The 21,958-nt window shown below is 44.1% G+C and carries 14 protein-coding genes; 1 reads left to right on the top strand and 13 read right to left on the bottom strand.

All coding sequences use genetic code 11. The annotated features are described in order from the left end of the window. Positions 1-27 precede the first annotated feature (27 nt). From pcnB to mazG, 3 genes are all read right to left on the bottom strand, one after another. The gene (pcnB, locus tag FHS24_RS05305) at positions 28-2,316 is read right to left on the bottom strand and encodes a polynucleotide adenylyltransferase PcnB (RefSeq protein WP_183619481.1); all 2,289 of its coding nucleotides are present in this window, start codon (positions 2,314-2,316) and stop codon (positions 28-30) included. A 177-nt stretch (positions 2,317-2,493) separates the two neighbouring features. Beyond that, on the bottom strand, positions 2,494-2,796 hold the full coding sequence (locus FHS24_RS05300) for a ComEA family DNA-binding protein (protein ID WP_227671682.1): 303 nt from the start codon (positions 2,794-2,796) through the stop codon (positions 2,494-2,496). Between the two features lie 91 nt (positions 2,797-2,887). Beyond that, complete coding sequence (gene mazG, locus FHS24_RS05295) at positions 2,888-3,751, bottom strand: nucleoside triphosphate pyrophosphohydrolase (RefSeq protein WP_183619477.1); 864 nt, start codon at positions 3,749-3,751, stop codon at positions 2,888-2,890. Positions 3,752-3,906: 155 nt separating this feature from the next. Between mazG and FHS24_RS05290 the strand changes: the two genes are divergently transcribed. After that, on the top strand, positions 3,907-5,400 hold the full coding sequence (locus tag FHS24_RS05290) for a phosphohexomutase domain-containing protein (protein ID WP_221185018.1): 1,494 nt from the start codon (positions 3,907-3,909) through the stop codon (positions 5,398-5,400). Positions 5,401-5,545: 145 nt separating this feature from the next. Here FHS24_RS05290 and FHS24_RS05285 read toward each other — a convergent pair whose 3' ends face one another. The 10 genes from FHS24_RS05285 to sdhA all read right to left on the bottom strand — a co-directional run bounded on the left by FHS24_RS05285 (position 5,546) and on the right by sdhA (position 21,689). Then, positions 5,546-6,925, bottom strand: a complete 1,380-nt coding sequence (locus tag FHS24_RS05285) for a UDP-glucose/GDP-mannose dehydrogenase family protein (protein ID WP_183619475.1) — start codon at positions 6,923-6,925, stop codon at positions 5,546-5,548. A gap of 39 nt (positions 6,926-6,964) precedes the next feature. After that, a complete protein-coding gene (gene pgi, locus FHS24_RS05280) occupies positions 6,965-8,632 on the bottom strand; it encodes a glucose-6-phosphate isomerase (protein ID WP_183619473.1) in 1,668 nt (555 codons plus the stop codon). A gap of 3 nt (positions 8,633-8,635) precedes the next feature. Continuing rightward, complete coding sequence (locus FHS24_RS05275) at positions 8,636-9,520, bottom strand: UTP--glucose-1-phosphate uridylyltransferase (RefSeq protein ID WP_183619471.1); 885 nt, start codon at positions 9,518-9,520, stop codon at positions 8,636-8,638. A gap of 233 nt (positions 9,521-9,753) precedes the next feature. Beyond that, the gene (sucD, locus tag FHS24_RS05270; protein ID WP_149490377.1) at positions 9,754-10,629 is read right to left on the bottom strand and encodes a succinate--CoA ligase subunit alpha; all 876 of its coding nucleotides are present in this window, start codon (positions 10,627-10,629) and stop codon (positions 9,754-9,756) included. A gap of 180 nt (positions 10,630-10,809) precedes the next feature. Continuing rightward, positions 10,810-11,976 carry an ADP-forming succinate--CoA ligase subunit beta gene (sucC, locus tag FHS24_RS05265; protein WP_183619469.1) on the bottom strand — a complete coding sequence of 389 codons (1,167 nt, stop codon included), beginning with the start codon at positions 11,974-11,976 and terminating at the stop codon, positions 10,810-10,812. A gap of 193 nt (positions 11,977-12,169) precedes the next feature. After that, entirely contained in the window at positions 12,170-13,621 is a 1,452-nt protein-coding gene (gene lpdA / locus FHS24_RS05260) for a dihydrolipoyl dehydrogenase (RefSeq protein WP_183619467.1), read from the bottom strand. Between the two features lie 195 nt (positions 13,622-13,816). Next, complete coding sequence (odhB, locus tag FHS24_RS05255; RefSeq protein WP_183619465.1) at positions 13,817-15,064, bottom strand: 2-oxoglutarate dehydrogenase complex dihydrolipoyllysine-residue succinyltransferase; 1,248 nt, start codon at positions 15,062-15,064, stop codon at positions 13,817-13,819. Positions 15,065-15,220: 156 nt separating this feature from the next. Beyond that, positions 15,221-18,106, bottom strand: coding sequence for a 2-oxoglutarate dehydrogenase E1 component (locus FHS24_RS05250; RefSeq protein ID WP_183619463.1), 2,886 nt, complete (start codon positions 18,104-18,106; stop codon positions 15,221-15,223). A gap of 832 nt (positions 18,107-18,938) precedes the next feature. Beyond that, positions 18,939-19,649 (bottom strand): succinate dehydrogenase iron-sulfur subunit, encoded by a 711-nt coding sequence (locus FHS24_RS05245; protein WP_183619461.1) that lies wholly within the window; start codon positions 19,647-19,649, stop codon positions 18,939-18,941. A gap of 189 nt (positions 19,650-19,838) precedes the next feature. Beyond that, entirely contained in the window at positions 19,839-21,689 is a 1,851-nt protein-coding gene (gene sdhA / locus FHS24_RS05240) for a succinate dehydrogenase flavoprotein subunit (protein ID WP_183619459.1), read from the bottom strand. Positions 21,690-21,958 lie beyond the last annotated feature (269 nt).

Genomic DNA, 21,958 nt, shown 5'->3' with positions numbered 1-21,958 from the left:
ACTTTACTCTATTGTCCGCTCATAAACTTAAACGTTATTAACGCTTGGCTGACGACGTCGACGCTTCGATGGTACAGGGCCTTTTTTCTCATTCATTTTACTAGCAGCTGTTTGATGCTTAGCTGACTGACTTTGACTAGTTTGGCTCTTAGTATCTTGACTGGTTTTAGTAGGTTTTGCTGCTGAAGCTTTACTTGCTGTTTTAGCCTTACTTTCAACGTCGCTAGTTTCAGTTTTACTAACAGCTTCAGTCGCTGGCTTCGGCGCTTTTTTTGCGTATCGCGCCGCTTTTTGTGCTTTGTTATCGACTGCTTTAGTCTCTACGCTATTGCTATTGGCTGGGCTATTTCCATTGTCATGTTCTACAACCGTAGGCTGACGACGGCGACGCTTATGCGGTATCGGCTCGTTATTCATACTGACGAGCGCCGGTGTTCTGGCTACCGTGCGCGTAGCATACTCTGTCATATGCGCTTTAGTAGAAACTGAGCCAGTATTAGCCTCAACATTGGCATCAGCTTGCTTTGGTTTTGTATGATGCTTTGCTACTTGATTGTCAAACTTTTCTTTAGTCACTGCGTTGTCAGTAACAGCGTTTTTTTCTACAAACGCTTGGCTAGCCGGTTTAGATTTAGAAGGCGACTTAGATGACGATTGAGACTGTACATCACTTGACAATTGCTTGCGTAATGGCGGAACAACACTCTCATGCTCTATGACAAATAACGGTGCAGGCTTAGCATCGTGGCGTCCATTTGCCGATCGATGACCAATGTTCGCAAGAGATAACTGTTGCAACTGCGCAAGCTCATTATTATCTTGTGTTGCTTGCTGCTTATCGTAGCCCTGATTATGACCATCATTGCTGCCACTGTTATTAACATGCTGAGTAGACTGACTGGCAGCGCGGCGGCGACGTGATGGCACGTTTGACGCATCATTGACCGCTTGATTGCTATGAGCATTGTCGTTTACTTTATCTTGCTGATCGTTTTCTATGTGAGTCACCTTGCCATTATCGTTCGAAGTTTGCTGTTTTTGATGATTACGCCCACGACCACGCTGCGCTTGCTTATAAGCACCGCGACGAATGTTTTCATCAAAGTCATCAATCGCTTGATCCTGCTGCTGTTCGGTCAAGGTTTGATAGTTATGCCACCACTCGCCCATACCATTGGTCGATTCTGATAGCGGATGTTCGGCATCGCCACACTGCTCGCGCAATAATAAGAAATCAAAACCAGCGCGGAAACGTGGGTGCTCAGACAGCTGGACAATTTGTTTGCTGCGTGGGGCAGCCAATTTTGGCTGCAATATCCAAATATCACGAATAAACTGTTCGGCAAATTTTGGAATGGCGGTCTTTATACGCTGACGGTCAATAACTTTGCCCGCTGCATGCATTTGAGCATCCGCAAAAGGCATATTGCGTTTTTTGGCTTTTTCTAATTGATGTAGGTAGTTTTCCCACAGCAAAGCGGCATAAAAGAATGCTGGATTAATACTTTTGCCAGCGCCAATACGCTTATCGGTATTGATAGCGACTTGCTTCACTAAAGCACTTGGCTCAGCAGGTGGATAAATGATTAAACTATCAATCGCGCCCGACTCAAACAATAGCGGTAACAATGGCACTAAATAGCCACCGGTAAACATCTTTTGCGTTTCATCATACAGACGATGCGGAGAAATCTGCTCAAGTAATGACCAATTGTAATCATTGAACTGGGCGGCTAGTTCGCTATCAAAATCAAAGCCAAGCTTGGCTTTAAAACGCAAGGCACGCAGCAATCTGACCGGATCTTCTTCGATACGAGTCGGCGCATTGCCTAATAAACGAATGACTTTATTATCAATATCTTCAAGGGCACCGCAAAAATCATGCACTACGCCTTTAAGTGGTTGATAATAAAGGGCATTGATAGAAAAGTCGCGGCGGGCAAAGTCTTGTTTGATATCGCCCCAGACATTGTCGCGCAGAATCATACCATCTTGATTGGTATTAGAATCGTTAAGTGGTGGTCCACGGAAGGTGGCCACTTCGATAAGCTCACGCCCAGAGTAGACATGCGCCAATTGAAAACGGCGACCGATAATACGGCAGCGCTTGCCAAAGACGTCTTTAATCTCATGGGGCTTAGCATCAGTGACTGCGTCGAAGTCTTTTGGGCGCAGGCCTAGCAAGGTGTCGCGCACACCGCCACCGACGATATAGGCATCAAACCCAGCTCGGGTTAGGGTTGCAATCACTTCGGTAATGGAATTTGGTAATTCAGATTTATTCAGTTCTAACTGCTTGGCGGCACGCTCGGCCATGCATCTACTCCTCGCCTTTATTCTTAACCACCCCTGACGAACACAGCGTCTATCAGGCGGATGTACCTGCTAGTTTAACAAATTTTGGCCATGGTGGGTGTGTTATGACATTTACTTACATGCTATTTTGTCAATATTGGGGTTAATTAATACAAAATATTGTGATTAATACCGTGATTAATCCTGCACGCTTAGACGTCTGCGATTCTTCTCAACCGTTTTTGCACCGATGCCTTTTACCTTGGTTAATTCATCAACGCTCTTAAAGCCGCCAAACATCTCACGATATAAAATAATTGCCTGTGCTTTACTGCTGCCAACACCATCTAATGCTACCAGCTGAGCTTCTGTCGCCCGATTGATATTAATACTGGTCTGCGTACGCACTTGGCTTTGCGCTGCTTCTTGCGTCAATAGATAATTATAAGCACTTTGAGCATTATCAAAACAAGGCGCGGCAAGGACAGGATGAGATAGCATAAAAAATATGCCTACTAAAAAAATGGTGATATTTTCAAGCACATTAGCATGCTGCCATTTAATAAACGAGTATTTAGTAAACAAGCATTTATTAGATGCGTTCATGTTGTTTAGCCGCTTCCCATAACGCATCCATCTCATTGATATCGCTATCTTCTAAACGCTTTCCAGCGGCAGCTAACTGGTCTTCAATATAGCCAAAACGCGATTTAAATTTATGCACACAAGTTAAAGTTGCAGTTTCAGCGTCGAGGTTTAGTTTACGGGCGACATTGACCAGCGCAAACATGCAATCGCCAAGCTCTTTTTCAATCTCTCTGATATTAGCTTTGATTTCGATATTGGATTTATCTGTCAGCTCACTTTTTAGCTCGGCAATTTCTTCATCGAGTTTATCAAATGCGCCGCTGACGCCTTCCCAATCAAAACCCAATTTTGACGCCTGTTTTTGCACATCCTGCGCTTGCATGAGCGCGCTGCCTGCTTTGGTATTGTCCAAACGACGCTGTGGTTTGCCACGTGCGGCGCGCGCTTTTTGCTCCTCCATTTTAATCTCATCCCAGCGTTCTTCTACCGCGGCTTCATCTTTAAGTGTTTCTGCTTCAAACACATGCGGATGCCGGCGAATCAGCTTTTCTTGTAAAGTGGTAATCACATCACTCATATCGAGGCGCCCTTGCTCAGCGTACATCTGACAATGAAACACTACTTGCAGCAATACATCACCAAGCTCACCTTTGATGTCTTCATCATCATCGCTTTGTATCGCCTCGCCGAGCTCATAGGCTTCTTCAATCGCATACGGAATGAGACTATGATTGCTTTGCTTTTTATCCCATGGACAATCTGCTCGCAGCCGTGCCATTAAGGACAACAAATCCGCTAACTCGCCACTTGCTTCTGGCGCTCCTTGTACCGGTGTAGGCGCTGTTATTTTATTTTCTAAGCTACTCATAAAAAACACTCTTATAATTTTATTGGTTATTAAATAGAACCCTATTAAGTTTATAACGATTTTGTCGTTAGTGTAGCATTGAACACTGATTAGCTTATAATTGAGTAATCTACTTAATTATCATCTCACTGCTTAAACGCAAGGATTTTATCGTTATGCCCACATCCGATACGAATAATGCCAGCTATGCGACTCAAACCCAGTTCGCACCGATTAACATTGATTCATTTAAAGCTTACGATATCCGCGGCGAGCTTGGCGTCAATCTAGACGAAGATATCGCTTACCGTATCGGACGTGCTTTTGCCCAGATTTTATTCGAGCGTTATAGCAGTGCAGATAGTGATGCTACCATTGAACTGAAAAACTTAAAACCAACGATCGTTATTGGTAGCGATATCCGCCATTCAAGTGAACAGTTAAAACAAGCAACTATCACCGGTATGCTAGATGCCGGCGTCGACGTTATTGATTTGGGCATGACGGGAACAGAAGAGGTCTATTTTGCCACCAGTTATTATCAAGCATTAGGTGGTATCGAAGTAACTGCCAGTCATAATCCGATTAATTATAATGGCTTAAAACTGGTCAAAGAACATTCAAAACCGATTAGCGCCGATGATGGTTTGGCAGAAATTCAAGCATTAGCAGAATCAGGGCTATTTACCACTGCTAACACGTTAGGCAACTTACAATTACTGACGGATAAAAGCGCCTATATCAATCATGTGATGACTTTCGTTGATACTGATAAATTAAAGCCGCTGAAGCTGGTTATTAATTCAGGAAATGGCAGCGCTGGCCCGGTGGTTAATTTATTAATCGATAAGTTAGCACAAGCTGGCGCACCGATTGAAGTGATTAAATTGCATCATGTCCCTGACGGCAGCTTTCCAAATGGCATTCCCAATCCTATGATTGAAGCCAATAGAACCGCCACTCAGCAAGCCGTATTAGAACATAAAGCCGACCTTGGGATTGCCTTTGATGGCGATTTTGATCGCTGCTTTTTGTTTGATGAATACGGTGAATTTATCGATGGCAGCTATGTCGTTGGCATGCTGGCACAAGCCTTTTTAAACAAGTATACGGGCGAGTCGATTGTTTATGATCCACGGGTAATTTATAACACCGAGGCCGTCATCCATGAGCATAACGGTAAAGCAGTTATTAGTAAGTCTGGGCATTCCTTTATCAAGCAAGTGATGCGTGACTCTGGCGCTGTTTATGGTGGCGAGATGTCAGCGCATCATTATTTTCGCGACTTTTTCTACTGCGATAGCGGCATGATTCCTTGGCTACTAACCATTGAGCTATTATCGATTACTGGCAAGACGTTATCAGCATTGGTCAGCGGTTATATTGAAGCCTATCCAAGCTCAGGCGAGCTGAATTTTCATCTGACCACTCATGATGCGCAGACGATTATTAGCGCTATCGAAGAGAAGTTCAGTGCTGAAAATCCAACCAAATCGATGCTCGATGGTTTAAGTTTAAACTTTGGCGAATGGCGTTTTAACTTACGCGCCTCAAATACTGAACCATTAATTCGGTTAAATATTGAAAGTCGCGGTGATGAAGATTTACTACAGATCAAAACCCAAGAGATTCAACAATGGCTTGCCAGTAAAGGTGCGGTACCTGCTTAAATAGCTGCTGTGCTGAATAAAGACATTCTGAACTTATAAGAATAAAAAAAGCGCCGATTAATTTTTATATTAATCGGCGCTTTTATCTAGCTTTAGTCTAACAATTGTTTGTCTGCCACGCTTATTTTACACTTGATAGCAACCCTTATTTAGCGCGACCAATACCCATATAATCACCGACCAAAGCATCAATTTGTGTCCGCGACAAGGCATTTTGTGCATCAAATATGGGCATCGCTTGCTCATTAAGCTTGGCAATATCTAGTCGATTCTCTGGCAACCAGCTGATAATAAAGATTGCCTGCGCCTCATTAAGCTGTTGATAAGGATTGTTTATCAATTCAAGTAGCGGTTGCTGCTTATAAAGCGCGGCAAGCTCCGTTTGCGCTTTATCGCTATAAACCATCGTGCGAATATTATAAGACCACAATAATGCCAATAGAGGATGAATCGCCGACTCTGCCGTCCGTCCCGAGCCTGCTTTATAACTACCTCCCCAAATCATGACTGTTTTATTATCGATAAAACCATCAAAATATTGCCAAAACTTACGGAATATCAGCTCTTTTTGATCTTCATTAATATGGATAACTGATTGTAATAGCGGCATGGCTAAGCTCTGCGCTTGACTTGATTGCTGCAGCTGAAGCAATTCAGTCGGAAGCGTATTGCCACCAAACCCCCAACCCGCTTGCAAGTAACTACTACCCACGCGCGCATCGAGTCCCATGATGTGGCTGACCCGCTGTATATCGACCTGATGACTGTCAGCCAAGCGCGACATCTCATTCATAAAGCTGACCCGCGTTGCGAGCATCGCCATGATACTACTACGCGCAAACTCTATGGTGGCAATATCGGCATGATGCGTCGCACGTGCATGCTGCATTAGTGGTTGCAGCATATTTAGATGGTGGCTACTGTTAGATGTTTTTTCACCGAGTAACCATAGTGACGGATTTAACATCGAGCTATAAGCGTCGCCGTCTTTTAAGAAAACGAACGGTAGATAATAGACCCAAGCACTCTGTAAACGTGTAGATAATGCTGCAACCGCGCCTAACTGTTTAATACCACTCATGATGAGCGGCAATGCTTGCTGATGACTATGATTAAAGGCGGTAATCCAGCTGTCTTCTAGCCATACTGAGCCAATACTGTCTAAAAACAGCCAATATAGCGCTACTGTTCTTTTCTCATCATTATCACTCGCCGCCTCATAACGCTTTATTAACTCATCAGCACTCTTTGGTAACGTATAGCTGATAATTTGTTGCTGCTGATCATACATTTGCCATAGTGCCTGCAAATGATGCTCAAAGCCATATTGATGTAGCTGCTGCGCCAATATCTCTTGGTCTGCGTATAAATGCACTTGCTGACCAAGACTTGCTAGTACGACAGCACTGGTCACCGCCTCAATACTATGACCGATAAGCACACAGACAGGTACGGTAGTAGCCGAATGGCTCAATGGTTTTGATTTAGTTCGGTGTGTATTTTTATTGATAGCATCAGCGGTCATGAATTTACCTTTAATGGTGATTGGCTTACTAGCTAAACATTAAGACAGCTTTTTAATGTGTTTTAGCAGCTGATTGGTTGAGGTATCGAATTGTGCTTTGCCCTCCTGCTGCATCGCCTCATGAACAGACTCTGCCATCTTCTTACCCATCTCAACGCCCCATTGATCAAATGGGTTGATATCCCAGATACTGGCCATGACATAAACTTTATGCTCATAAAGCGCGATTAACGCCCCTAAGCTATGCGGAGTAAGTTCATCAATCAGCAAGGTTGTAGAAGGCTGGTTGCCTCGGTAGTATTTATATTTGTCAGCATCACAAGCAATTTGACTATCCGTTTCAGCGATAGCAGCATTACCAAAAGCCAGTACACGGCTTTGAGCCAAACAATTGGCTAAAGACAGTTCATGCTGCTGCTGTAATGACGCATTGGTCGCTGTATCACTATAACGACGCACGCAGGCGATAAAATCACAAGAGACTTGCTGCGTTCCTTGATGTAAGAGCTGATAAAAAGCATGTTGGGCATTGGAGCCAATTTCACCCCACAAAATCGGACACGTATCGTAGTCTAGGCGATCGCCATGCAGCGTCACCGATTTACCGTTGCTCTCCATTTCAAGCTGGGTCAAATAGCTTGGCAAATACTCTAAACGCCCATCATAAGGTAGCACCGTATGAGCATTTACTTGTAAAAAGGTACTGTTCCAAACGGCAAGCAAACCTAATAATACGGGTAAATTTTCTGCAAAATCTGCTTGCGCGAAGTGCTCATCCATACTATGAGCGCCGGCTAATAAAGCTTTAAATCCATCGATACCGATACGAATGGCAATAGCAAGACCAATCGCCGACCATAAAGAAAAGCGACCGCCAACCCATTGCCAAAGCTGCAATTGATGCTCAGGGTGAATACCCCACGCGCTCATTTTCTCGCCATTGGCTGAAATACCGATAAAATGGCGACGTAATACGCTGTCCTCTGTACCCGCACGCAGTTTTGCAGTTGCAAGCAGCCATGACAGTGCTGTTTTGGCATTGGACAACGTATCAACGGTACCAAAAGACTTAGATGAGATAATAAATAAGGTAGTTTCAGGATTTAAGTGCTTGAGCAAATTATCAAGTTGTGTGCCGTCCATATTGGAGACGAAATGCACTTCAATATTCGTATCTGCCCATTCATCAAGCGCCGTAGTCGCCATCAGCGGCCCTAAATCAGACCCACCGACGCCGATATTAACTACATCGGTAATTGCCTTACCAGAAAATCCGCGCCATGTACCATTGCGTACCCGCTCGGATAATCTTGCTACCTGCGCCAAACTATGATGAACATCGGCGACGACATCTTGCGTACCAACTTGCAATTTCGCTGTCGCTGGTAAGCGCAGCGCCGTATGCAAGGCAGCACGCTCTTCACTGGTATTCACCATCGCGCCTTGCAGCAAGGATTTAATCCGGCCTGACAGTTCGCAACTATTCGCTAATCTTAACAGTGCGGATAATACCGTGTCGTCAATACACTGCTTGCTATAATCCATATATAACGCGCCAGCCTGCGTGCTAAAACGGCTCGTACGCTCAGTATCTTGAGTGAATAGTTTATCTAGCGACCACGGCTGTGCCGCTAACTGTTGTAGCTGCTGCCAGTACTTAGAATGACGCGCGCTGCTATAGCAATTATTGTCTTTTATATCGTTCATGCACTACTCTTCATCTGCTAATTGCTGCTGAGCGAAATAAATAAACGCCTGCATATAAGAGCGCATATCGCCTGCATCATAACTGGCACCGCGCATAGTCGTCACATTGACACCATATTGACTAATCAGAGCATCGATAGCATCGGTCAGTTGAATCTCACCGCCAACCGATGCCTTGGTATTTGCTAGATAATCAAAAATATGGTTGCTAAACACATAACGCCCTACCACTGCCAATCTAGAAGGAGCATCAGCTAAGTTGGGCTTTTCTACAAATCCCGCGACTTTAAAGCTGGTATTTACAACGGCTTTATTATCTACATCGCTCGCACCATTATAAGATTCGCTTAATTGAGCAATACCGTATTTATGTACATCTTCATCGGCGACTTTATCAACCAATATCTGTGAATGACCATCGCTGGCAAACTGATCAATCATAAAGGCTAAATTATCCACTGCCATGTCAGTAGTAAACGGGTCTAGCACCACATCGGGCAAGAGTACGGCAAAATCATTCGTACCTATAATTGGGCGCGCTGTAAGCACCGCATGCCCTAAACCTAAAGGTTTACCTTGGCGTATCATCGATACCGTCACATCGTCTGGTAGCCAGGTTAAGCTGTCGGCTAGCTCGTTTTTACCTTTTTGACGCAATTTGTTATCCAGCTCAGCATTGATATCGAAATAATTTTCAATGGCACTTTTTTGTGCATGACCAACCAACACAATATGCTTGATACCAGCAGCAATAGCTTCTTCAACGACATAATGAATCGAAGGACGATTGCCAAGTGGCAATAGTTCTTTCGGAACGGATTTAGACAATGGCAGCATACGCGTGCCAAAGCCTGCAACGGGGATAACGGCGTGAGTGATTTTTTTCATAGTATCTCAATTCATCAACACTTATAATTGTATAATCTATCTAATAAAATTCTTTAGGTCCAAGATAATTACTATATCCAGTACCGCCGGTAACCAATATCTTGTTTTTCATAATTGCTACATTTTAGTCGAAGAAAAGTTATTTTTAGAATAAAAAAAGACACCCCATTGTAGGGGTGCCTTAGTTTTTTTTCAACGATGTTTCGGTATTAGATTATCGATTAATACTTAAATTACCAACCGGTAACTTCTTTAAGCTTGTCACCGATTTTTGATGGATCGCGAGTATAAGCAATACCGGCGTCTTCAAAGGCTTTAAACTTCTCTTCAGCAGTACCTTGACCACCAGAGATAATCGCACCAGCATGACCCATACGCTTACCGGCAGGCGCAGTAACACCAGCGATATAACCAACCACTGGCTTAGTCACATGCTCTTTGATATAAGCAGCAGCTTCTTCTTCAGCAGTACCACCAATTTCACCGATTAGGATGATAGCTTCAGTTTGTGGGTCTTCTTGGAACAGCTTTAATGCGTCAATTTGATTCATACCAGGGATAGGATCGCCACCGATACCGATACAGGTTGACTGACCAAAGCCAAGCTTAGTCGTCTGTGCAACCGCTTCATAAGTCAAAGTACCAGAGCGTGAAATGATTCCCACTTTACCTGGCAGATGGATATGACCTGGCATGATGCCGATTTTGCACTGACCTGGAGTGATAACGCCCGGGCAGTTTGGACCAACCATACGTACACCGTCAGCTTCTTCGATATAGCGTTTGGCTTTTAGCATATCGATAGTCGGTACGCCTTCAGTGATGACAACGATCAATTTTACTCCAGCATCGACTGCCTCAACGATAGAATCTAGTACAAATGGAGCTGGTACGTAGATAACTGACGCGTCAGCTTGGGTAGCTTCCATCGCTTCCGCCATGGTGTTAAATACTGGCAGACCTAGGTGCGTTTGACCGCCTTTACCTGGAGTTACGCCGCCCACAACTTTGGTGCCGTATTCGATTGCTTGTTCAGAGTGGAATGTACCATTCTTACCGGTAAAACCTTGTACCAATACTTTGGTATCTTTATCAATTAATACACTCATTATTTTTTCCTTATTCGGTTGTCTTGCAATAGCAGGTTTCTCGCTCATCTGTCGTTAAATATTAACGATTAATGCTAACAATAAAAACTGCCATCACGCTTTGACTATAATGCTTAAGCGTTTGTTAAGCGCGTACTAATTAATACAATCGCGCTTATGTTAACGACTTATATTAAAGACTTAGGCTTTAACCGCATCGACAATTTTTTGCGCCGCATCTGCTAGGCCTTGGGCTGAAGTCAATTTCAGACCAGATTCTTCTAGAATCTGTAAGCCTAATTCAGCGTTATTACCTTCTAGACGTACAACTACTGGTACTTTTACGTCGACTTCTTTAACCGCAGCGATAATGGCTTCTGCAATCATGTCACAACGTACGATACCGCCAAAGATGTTGATTAGCACACCTTCAACACTGCTGTCTTCTAGAATAATTTTGAACGCTTCAACAACGCGATCTTTGGTTGCACCGCCGCCAACGTCCAAGAAGTTAGCAGGTTTGCCGCCATACAATTTGATGATGTCCATGGTCGCCATTGCAAGACCAGCACCGTTGACCATACAACCGATGTTACCTTCTAGCGCAACATAGTTTAGGTCAAACTCAGCCGCTTTTAGCTCACGCTCGTTTTCTTGCGTTTTGTCTTGTAGCGCAGCGATTTTAGGCAAACGAAATAGGGCGTTTGAGTCGATACCAATTTTGCCATCGACACAAACGATTTCGCCGTTTTCACGAACCGCTAATGGGTTGATCTCAAGCAAATCAATGTCGTTTTCAACGAATGCTTTATAAGCACCGCTCATTAATTTTACGAACTGGTTGATCTGTTTGCCTTCAAGACCCAGTTTAAATGCCACTTCACGTGCTTGATAAGGCATTAAACCAACTAATGGATCAACGCTTACTTTAAAGATTTTTTCTGGTGTCTCGTTTGCTACTTCTTCGATATCAACGCCGCCTTCGGTTGATGCCATGAAAGTCACGCGACGCGTAGAACGGTCAACAACTGCGCCAAGATATAACTCAGTTTGTACTGGGTACATATCTTCTGCAACCAATACAAAGTTTACTGGCTGGCCATCAGCGTCAGTCTGGAACGTAACCAGATTGGTACCGATAAGCTCTTCAGCAACTTGCTTAGCTTCTTCACGAGTTTTAACCAATTTAACACCGCCCGCTTTACCACGGCCACCAGCATGTACTTGCGCTTTAATAACCGCAATGTCTGTAGGCGTTTTATCAAAAGCAGCAGCAGCTTCGTCGCCGTTATGGGCGATGATGCCTTCTTGAATGGGCAAACCGTAGCTTTTTAATAGCTCTTTTGCTTGATACTCATGTAAATTCATTGATTGTATCCTTTATTTTTTACAATTAATAAAAAGTGAAATCAAGTGCATAGAAGAATATATCTGAGCACTTATGATGGTGGCGACCTTTATCTCAATAGTGATAGCGGTCGCGCCATCTGGTTAAACTTGATATTTACTTAAATTGTCTTAGCTTTAGTTTTCTTAGCTTTAATCGTCTTAATTTTAAAAACTACTTGCGCTTTTTACGCTGAATGGCGTGAATCGCGCGACCATCTGCAGAAAGAGCAGCTTCGTGAACCGCTTCAGAAATGGTTGGATGCGCAAACGTCATCAACTGCAAGTCTTCGATACTAGAAACAAACTCCATCGCAATCATACCTTGATGGACGATATCGCCAGCACCGGCAGAGATGGCATGCATACCTAATAGACGGTCTGTTTTAGCATCAGCAACGACTTTGATAGAGCCTTGTGCTTCACTTTGAGCAAGCGCACGACCATTAGCGGCTAGGTTAAATGAACCTGTTTTGACTTCATAACCTGCAGCTTCTGCTTCTTGCTCGGTCAAACCAACCCATGCGATTTCTGGATGGGTATAAATGACGTTAATGATCGTGTCATAGTTAACTTGTGCTTTTTCGCCATGAATGCGCTCAACCGCCATCATGCCTTCTTCCATTGCTTTATGCGCAAGCATAGGGCCACGGACCAAGTCACCGATAGCATAAACACCGTCAAGATTGGTTTTACATTGGTTATCGACATCGATTAGACCGCGTTCAGTCAAGGTGATACCGCTGTCTTCACCCAATAGTTTTTCAGAATAGGCACGGCGACCGACACAAACGATTAATTTATCAAAGCTCTCTTCGCTAGACTCACCTTTGGCTTCGCTAGTAACGACAACTTGATCGCCTTTCACTTCAGCATTGGTCACTTTGGTATCAACACGGATATCGAGACCTTGCTTTTTCAGCATTTTGCCTGCTTCTTTAGCGATGTCTTTGTCAGCTGCGGCTAAGAAACTTGGTAGTGCTTCATAAACAACCACTTCCGCGCCCAAACGACGCCATACTGAACCTAGCTCTAGACCGATAACGCCGGCACCAATCACGCCTAAACGTTTAGGAACTGAGGTGAAATCAAGCGCGCCAGTAGAGTCAACGATGCGATCACCATCAGTTTTTGCCACAGGAATATCAATAGGAACCGAACCTGCTGCAAGAATCACGTTTTTAGCCGTGATAATGGTTTCGCTATCGTCAGCAAGGGCAGTAAATTTAACTTTCTTATCCGCGCCTTTACCATCTTCCAACGTGCCCCAACCTTGAAGCCAGTCAACGCCATTACCTTTTAACAATGCCGCAACGCCGCCGGTCAATTGCTTAACGATGCCTTCTTTACGGGCAATCATTTGCTCGATATCGATAGCAACGTCGCTGGTGCTGATACCATGTTCAGCAAGGTCATGCTTAGTCGCTTCATAACGATGTGAGCTATCAAGCAAAGCTTTTGATGGGATACAACCGACGTTTAAACAAGTGCCGCCAAGTGCTGGCTCACCTTTATAAACGCGTTTTTCGATACAAGCAACGCTCATACCCAGTTGGCCTGCACGAATAGCGGCTTCATAACCACCAGGACCGCCGCCGATGACGACTAGATCATAATTGTCTTTCATAGTACGTTCCTATTTCTCAGTCTAATTTCATTTAGGATTTGAATGATGAATTAAGCTAATGATAGATAAATGGACATTTCATTCGGTCGTTAATACACGCTAAGAACAAAGTGTTATCTGCTATCAATAAACCACAATCACCCATTCCAAAGTTAAAAAGCTTGTATCAGTGGTTACCGATACAAGCTCATAGGCTTAAAGGTCTAATAGCAACATGGTTGGATCTTCCACCAACTCTTTAATAGTTACTAAGAACTGCACTGCCTCTTTACCATCAATCATACGGTGGTCATAAGAAAGTGCCAGGTACATCATTGGTAGAATTTCAACTTTACCATCGACTGCCATCGGGCGATCATTGATAGCATGCATACCTAAGATAGCGGTTTGCGGTGGATTCAAGATTGGCGTTGACATGAGTGAACCAAATACGCCGCCGTTTGAGATAGTGAATGTACCACCAGTCATCTCATCTAGACCAAGCTTACCTTTTTGTGCTTTACCGCCCAATTCACGAATCTTAGCTTCAACATCAGCCATGCTCATGCGATCGGCATCACGTAGTACAGGAACGACCAAACCACGATCCGAAGATACGGCAACACCGATATCATAGTAGCCATGATAAACGATATCATCACCATCTAGTGAGGCGTTAACCGCTGGGAAACGTTTCAATGCTTCAGTTGCCGCTTTCACAAACAACGACATAAAGCCTAGACGTACACCGTGACGCTTTTCAAACTGCTCTTTATACTTAGCACGCATGTCCATCAAAGGTTTCATGTTGACTTCGTTAAACGTGGTTAGCATCGCTGTTTCCTGAGAAGCAGCTAGCAGACGATTGGCGACTGTCTTACGTAGACGCGTCATTGGTACGCGTTTTTCAGTACGCTCACCCGTTGATTCAGCGACTGGACGACCGCTATCAGACTTGATAGAGCTATCAGCTTTCAGCGTTGGGTTCGCCATATCGGTTTTGGTCACACGACCACCGCGGCCACTGCCCTCGACTTCTTTAGGGTCAACGCCACTTTCTTTCGCTGCTTTACGTACAGCAGGGCTTTGATCTTTATGATCGGCTTCGTCTTTTTTATCTGTCGCTTGGACTGGCTCACCGCCATCTGTACCTTGCTTTGCTTGTACTGGCGCAGCTGGCTGGTCTGGATCAACTGCAGGAGCATCACCTTTATCTGCACTACCACTGGCACCTGCTTCAAATTCTGCGATTAACTCGTCAGACAAAACAGTATCGTCAACTCGCTTAACGATTTTAGTTACAACACCATTATCAGGTGCAACAACTTCTAATACCACTTTATCAGTTTCGATTTCAGCCAATAAATCATCACGGCTAACTTCTTGACCTTCAGTGACATGCCATTCCACGATAGTGCCGTCGGCAACCGATTCTGGAAACACGGGGGCTTTAATTTCAGCCATCGATATACTCCTTAGATGTTAATATTACTATTTATTATTAAGTCGTGATAAGCAGTCAGCACCATTCTAAATTGTCTTGCTGAAATGGTCATAACCGGTACGGACTGTTATCGCCTGATTCATGTATATTGAATAATCTGTTATGTAAACGAGTCGCTATTTAGACAGCTCATCCACACTGATGCCAAGGCCACCAGCAATCAAATCTTGTTGCTGCTTAACATGCAGTTTTGCCGAGCCTGTCGCTGGTGCTGCACTAGCAGGACGCGCCACTGGCTCCATGACTTTCGCCTTGGTTGGGTGCGGTACGACAATGCGGAACATATGCGGCGCTAAATAATACCAAGCACCTTGGTTCAACGGCTCTTCTTGCGTCCAAACGATCTCAGCCAAATTGCTATATTTCTCAATTTCAGCAATCAAACGTTTCTCTGGCAATGGATATAGCTGCTCAATACGCACAATCGCAACATGGTCAAGACCTAGCGCACGGCGCTGCTCTAGCAAGTCATAATAGACTTTACCGCCACATAGCACCATACGAGTCACGTTGTCCGGATTTTGCTGATCCATCTCTGGCAATACCGTTTCAAACTTACCGTTTGCCAATTCTTCAAGGTTTGACGTCGCCAATTTATGACGTAGCAAGCTCTTCGGCGACATAACGATCAACGGCTTACGAATCGGACGTACCGCTTGACGGCGTAGCGCATGATAGATTTGCGCTGGTGTCGTTGGCGTAATCACTTGCATGTTATCTTCAGCACATAGCTGCAAGAAGCGCTCAAGACGAGCAGATGAATGCTCAGGACCTTGACCTTCAAAGCCATGTGGTAACAGCATGGTTAAACCACAAACACGCTGCCATTTGGTTTCACCGCTCGAGATAAACTGGTCAATGACCACTTGCGCGCCGTTTACGAAATCACCGAACTGCGCTTCCCAAACGACAAGTGCATTTGGCACTGTGGTCGCATAACCATACTCAAATGCTAATACCGCTTCTTCTGATAGCAACGAGTTATAAGTGGCAAAGCGCGCTTGCTGCTCACTGATATGTGACAGTGGCACATACATGCTGCCGTCATTAACGTTATAGATTTCGCTATGACGATGCGAGAACGTACCACGACCGACATCTTCACCCGTAACACGTACCAACACTTTATCATTATCAACCAGTGACGCGTATGCTAGCGTCTCGGCAGCACCCCAGTTTAAAGGCTCTTTACCCGTTTGCATCGCTAAGCGTTGTTCGACCACTTTTTGTACTTGGCGTTGCAGTTTGTAGCCTTCTGGCATCTCTGCCATACGGCGACCATAACCTTTTAGGACTTCGATATCGACGCTGGTATCCCAGTCATCGACCAAGTCATGACCCAAATAAGGTTTCCAATCGACAAATAGCTCTTCGTTAGGCTGACTGACTAAAGAGTTGGCAACATAATCACCACGGTCTAAAGACTCACGGTATTCATCTTCTAAGCGAGCTTCATCTTCTTTACTCAGCAGACCCTCTTCAATCAGCTTTTGCGCATAGATAGTACGAGTCGTTGGTAATTTTTTAATCACCGCGTACATCAATGGCTGAGTTGCTGATGGCTCATCGGCTTCGTTATGGCCATTACGGCGATAGCAAAACAAGTCAATGATAATGTCTTTATCAAACTCATGACGGTAATCAAGCGCTAACTGAGCAGCAAATACTACTGACTCAGGATCATCACCGTTTACGTGTAAAATCGGTGCATGCACCATTTTTGCCACGTCAGTACAATACTCAGTCGAGCGCGCATCTTCTTGACGGCTAGTAGTAAAACCAACTTGGTTATTGATAACAATATGAACCGTACCACCCGTGGTATAAGCACGAGTCTGTGACATCTGAAAGGTTTCTTGTACCACGCCTTGGCCAGCAAAAGCGGCGTCACCATGGATAACGATTGGCAATACTGAATTACCAGTTTTATTGTCTTGTAATGGCTGATCGTTACGACGAACCTGGCGGGCACGTACCGACCCTTGCAGTACAGGTGCAACAATCTCAAGATGCGATGGGTTAAACGCCAATGCTAAATGCACCTCGCCACCTGGAGTCATAACGTTAGATGAAAAACCGTTATGGTATTTAACGTCGCCTGAGCCTTTTTCTGGCTGTACTTTACCATCGAATTCATCGAACAAATCGGCAGGGTTTTTACCCAAGATATTAACCAATAGGTTTAAGCGTCCACGGTGAGCCATACCAATGACCATCTCTTTGGTACCATAACCGCCAGCACGTTGGATGATTTCATTGATAGCAGGAATGAAGCTCTCGCCGCCTTCTAAACCAAAACGCTTAACGCCTGTATATTTACGAGCCAAGTATTTCTCTAAGCCTTCAGCAGCAGTCAAACGCTCAAGAATTGATAAACGTTTTTCTTCATCAAACTTGATGTAACCTAGGTTGGTCTCTAGGTACTGTTCCATCCAGCGTTTTTCTGTGCTGGTGGTGACGTGCATGTACTCGATACCCATGTAGCGGCAATAAACGCGCTCCATGATTTCGATAATTTCACGTAATGTCGCTTCATCCTTACCAATATTTAAATCATTGGTTGGGAATACCGTATCAAGGTCAGCTTCTGACAGGTTGTGATAAGCAAGGGTTAAATCTTCCACTTCTGCACGTGGATGTAGATCTAAGGGATCAAGCTTAGCGCGGCGGTGACCACGGCGACGGTAGGCTGAAATCAGTTGCTGCACGCCCATTTGTTTCGGGTCAGCACAGTTACCTGGATCGTTAGCCGTTGCGCCAGACGTATCAGTACTTACTTTATTAGCAGTCTGATTACGTGCTAATAATAAGAACTGGTCTTTAATCGCATTATGCGCGGCATCGTTTGGTGATTTGTATTGTTCAAAATACGCTTGCCAATCGCTATCAACGCTACTAGGATCTTCTAGGTATTGCTCATAGAGCGCTTCGATGTAACTGGCATTATCAGCGGCCAGTTCAGTATGATCTACGCTCGCTGCTTCTTTAGTTATACTATTCATAATAATCGTCTATTTGATAGATAAATGAATGGAATCGTGCTTATTATTGTGTCATTCGTTGTAGATTGGCGATATTTACCATCAGTTTTTAATACTAATAACCGTTGATATTAAAAGCTATCTAACGATAAAAAATCCTGATTGCAATACCAATCATACAATTACAATTATTTGTGAACGGCCGGTTTTCTTAATCGTCTCGTTTCACAACATTAATTTATATATAATGCTTTCAGCTATAACCAAATTATTAATGACAAGGTTTTTAGCGCCGCATTTTTCTTTCAGTTAGCCTATCAATTGGCTATTTTTACTGAAATGTCTTCCTATGGTAGAAAATTGGCGTATATTCCGCCAAACATACATTGCCATACAGAATAACATGCCTACCCTACGCACCATAGTTTGTTTGTTCAATACTAGGTATTTACGTAATGAATATCTATTATCATTTTTCGCAACTTTGTTGTTGAAATCCCGTGTTCTTTGCAATACCCTCGTTGCCGGAAAATTTAGTCTCTGCAATACTAGGGCTCTACAACACTAAACAATATTACCATATTCAATTATATAGGGAGACGCGCGATATAGCATGTCTTCTTACATACAAGCAACGTATTGTTAATACAGCCTTACTTACCCTCACGGGTTTGCCACTGCCCCTCAACAATACCGCTCACGATATCAATATGGTCGTGTTAATAAGAAAAACAATGGCTGATAATTTAAAAAAGTCGCTAACTGCTGATATTTTTTAATAAAAAACACCACCTAATCATAGGTGGTGTTTTTGATGGCGCTATTATAAAGCTAATTGACCATAAAAGGTAGGCTAACCTGCATGATCAAGCAGTAAATTACGTAGATGACCAATCGCTTTGGTTGGATTCAAACCTTTTGGACATACCGAAACACAGTTCATAATACCGCGGCAACGGAACAAGCTGAAAGGATCGTCTAGACGTGCTAAACGTGCACGAGTGTCGGTATCACGGCTGTCAGAAACGAAACGGTTGGCATTCAATAGTGCTGCTGGACCTAAGAACTTATCAGGGTTCCACCAGAACGATGGGCAGCTGGTTGAACAGCATGCACATAGAATACACTCATACAAACCGTTGAGTTTTTCACGTTGCTCAGGTGACTGCAAACGCTCTGTTGCTGGCGCTGGCTGGTCATTGATCAAGAACGGATGAACTTTTTCGTACTGCTCATAGAACTGGTTCATGTCGACAACCAAGTCACGAACAACTGGTAAACCTGGTAATGGACGAACCGTTACTTTTTCAGGCAAGGTATTCATGTTGATTAGACATGCTAAACCATTTTTACCATTGATATTCATGCCGTCAGAACCGCAAATACCTTCACGGCATGAGCGACGGAAGGTTAGGGTTTCATCTTCCTTTTTTAAGCGTAATAACACGTCAAGCAACATACGATCTGAGTCTAACAACTCAACCGTATAGGTTTGCATGCGCGGCGCTGCGTCCACATCAGGATCGTAGCGATAGATTTCGATGGTGCGAGTACCTCGGCTCATAATGCTAAACTCCACACGTAGATGATGGCGGGCTGACAAACCTTACAACTTAAGGATTGTAAATTATCAGCGCGGCGATTTTAAATCTTAGCGCTAATAACGATCTGTCGCTGGCGGTCACCTTTTAATAGATTAATAAAGGATAAAACGTTTGTACTGTTCGTAAAAATCAAGCGTACCCAATCTAAATTAATAGACGCGGACTTTTGGCTCGATATAATCGACGGTCAATGGCACTTTACGAACTGGCTTATAGATAATTTTATTGCCTTCAGAATACCATAAGGTATGCTTCATCCAATCGTTATCGTTACGGCCGTTTGGTGCGTATTCATCATCTTCAGGACGATCATAGTCAGATACACTGTGCGCACCGCGACTTTCGTGACGCTTAGCCGCTGATATCATCGTTGCTTTTGCCACTTCATACAAGTTAGCAACTTCGAACGCTTCAATACGTGCGGTGTTAAAGACTTGTGATTTATCCGCCAAATGGATTTGGTCGATTTTTTCACCAAGCGCTAAGATTTTCTCAACGCCTTCGTCCATCATCGCTTGCGTACGGAATACGCTGGCATGCGTTTGCATGGTTGCACGAATCTCGTCAGCGACATCTTGCGCATTATAGCCCGAGGTTGATTGTTGCAGTTTGTCTAAGCGACGCACGGTAAAATCAAGAACACGTGGATCTAATGGCTTGTAGTTGTGATCAGCATGATGGAATTCATCAACGATATGCTTACCAGCAGCGCGACCAAAGACCAATAAATCAAGCAATGAATTGGTACCTAAACGGTTGGCACCGTGAACACTCACGCACGCACATTCGCCAATGGCATAAAGACCTTTAACCACGTTGCCTTTAGCATATAAACCGTCTTCATCGGTACCCGCTTCTAGATCCGGAACAATCACCTGACCATGGATAGTCGTTGGAATACCGCCCATCATATAGTGAATGGTTGGGATAACTGGAATTGGCTCTTTCGTGATATCAACGTTAGCAAAGTTTTTACCAATCTCGAATACTGATGGCAGACGCTTCATAATGGTTTCAACGCCTAAATGCGTCATATCCATCACGATATGGTCAGCATTTGGACCACAACCACGACCTTCTTTGATTTCTTGGTCCATAGAACGAGAAACCAAATCACGTGGTGCCAAGTCTTTCACGGTTGGCGCATAACGCTCCATAAAGGCTTCGCCATCTTTATTACGTAAGATTGCGCCTTCACCGCGGCAACCTTCGGTTAATAGTACGCCGGCACCATGAACGCCCGTTGGGTGGAACTGCCAGAATTCCATGTCTTGTAATGGAATACCTGCACGAACTGCCATGCCAATACCGTCACCAGTATTGATATAAGCGTTGGTAGATGCCGCAAAGATACGACCAGCACCACCTGTCGCTAGGACAGTGATTGGCGATTGGAATACCGCAACAGTACCAGTTTCTTGTTCAATCGCGATAACGCCATTGATATTACCAGCGTCATCTTTGATCAAATCAAGCGCAATCCACTCGATAAAGAATTCAGTACCTTGCTGTAGGTTTTTTTGATATAGCGTATGTAGTAGCGCGTGACCAGTACGGTCAGCAGCAGCACAAGCACGCTGTACGGCTTTTTCGCCATAGTTTGAGGTATGACCACCGAATGGGCGCTGATAAATCGTGCCATCTTCGTTACGATCAAACGGCATACCCATGTGCTCAAGCTCATACACCACTTTTGGCGCTTCACGGCACATGTATTCAATCGCGTCTTGGTCACCCAACCAATCTGACCCTTTAACGGTGTCATAAAAGTGGAAATGCCAGTTATCATTGCTCATGTTACCCAAACTTGCACCGATACCACCTTGAGCAGCAACCGTGTGCGAACGGGTTGGGAATACTTTGGTCAAGACTGCAACCTTCATGCCCGCTTCCGCTAAATGCAATGAAGCACGCATACCTGAGCCGCCGCCACCAACGATGACCGCGTCGTAGTTCAGGGTTTTAATATTACTAATGGTATTATCTTGTCTAGTTGCCATTACGGTTTTCCTAATGCCTGTTAATGCTTAGAAGTAAATAAAAAGGTTGGTCTGTATCTTATTGTGCGCTAACGCTAGCAAGCTTTTGCTGCAACGCTACTGACAATAATCAAAATACAATACAAACAGCCTTCAACCACTTAATTTGCATATCTATCGTTATATTGGGCTTGCTCACTTTTTCACAGCTTTTTCTATTAAATAAGCGTCATTTACCGTATCAGTAATCGTGAATTCAGTGTGCACCCAACGCTATGATTAGCTATGAC

This window comes from Psychrobacter luti, assembly GCF_014192115.1.
Classification (GTDB): domain Bacteria; phylum Pseudomonadota; class Gammaproteobacteria; order Pseudomonadales; family Moraxellaceae; genus Psychrobacter; species Psychrobacter luti.
This window is presented reverse-complemented; position numbering and strand designations above follow the sequence as displayed.

Coding starts and splice junctions, on each gene's coding strand:
- pcnB (WP_183619481.1), bottom strand. CDS start 2,316: ATGGCCGAGCGTGCCGCCAAGCAGTTAGAACTGAATAAATCTGAATTA.
- FHS24_RS05300 (WP_227671682.1), bottom strand. CDS start 2,796: ATGCTATCTCATCCTGTCCTTGCCGCGCCTTGTTTTGATAATGCTCAA.
- mazG (WP_183619477.1), bottom strand. CDS start 3,751: ATGAGTAGCTTAGAAAATAAAATAACAGCGCCTACACCGGTACAAGGA.
- FHS24_RS05290 (WP_221185018.1), top strand. CDS start 3,907: ATGCCCACATCCGATACGAATAATGCCAGCTATGCGACTCAAACCCAG.
- FHS24_RS05285 (WP_183619475.1), bottom strand. CDS start 6,925: ATGACCGCTGATGCTATCAATAAAAATACACACCGAACTAAATCAAAA.
- pgi (WP_183619473.1), bottom strand. CDS start 8,632: ATGAACGATATAAAAGACAATAATTGCTATAGCAGCGCGCGTCATTCT.
- FHS24_RS05275 (WP_183619471.1), bottom strand. CDS start 9,520: ATGAAAAAAATCACTCACGCCGTTATCCCCGTTGCAGGCTTTGGCACG.
- sucD (WP_149490377.1), bottom strand. CDS start 10,629: ATGAGTGTATTAATTGATAAAGATACCAAAGTATTGGTACAAGGTTTT.
- sucC (WP_183619469.1), bottom strand. CDS start 11,976: ATGAATTTACATGAGTATCAAGCAAAAGAGCTATTAAAAAGCTACGGT.
- lpdA (WP_183619467.1), bottom strand. CDS start 13,621: ATGAAAGACAATTATGATCTAGTCGTCATCGGCGGCGGTCCTGGTGGT.
- odhB (WP_183619465.1), bottom strand. CDS start 15,064: ATGGCTGAAATTAAAGCCCCCGTGTTTCCAGAATCGGTTGCCGACGGC.
- FHS24_RS05250 (WP_183619463.1), bottom strand. CDS start 18,106: ATGAATAGTATAACTAAAGAAGCAGCGAGCGTAGATCATACTGAACTG.
- FHS24_RS05245 (WP_183619461.1), bottom strand. CDS start 19,649: ATGAGCCGAGGTACTCGCACCATCGAAATCTATCGCTACGATCCTGAT.
- sdhA (WP_183619459.1), bottom strand. CDS start 21,689: ATGGCAACTAGACAAGATAATACCATTAGTAATATTAAAACCCTGAAC.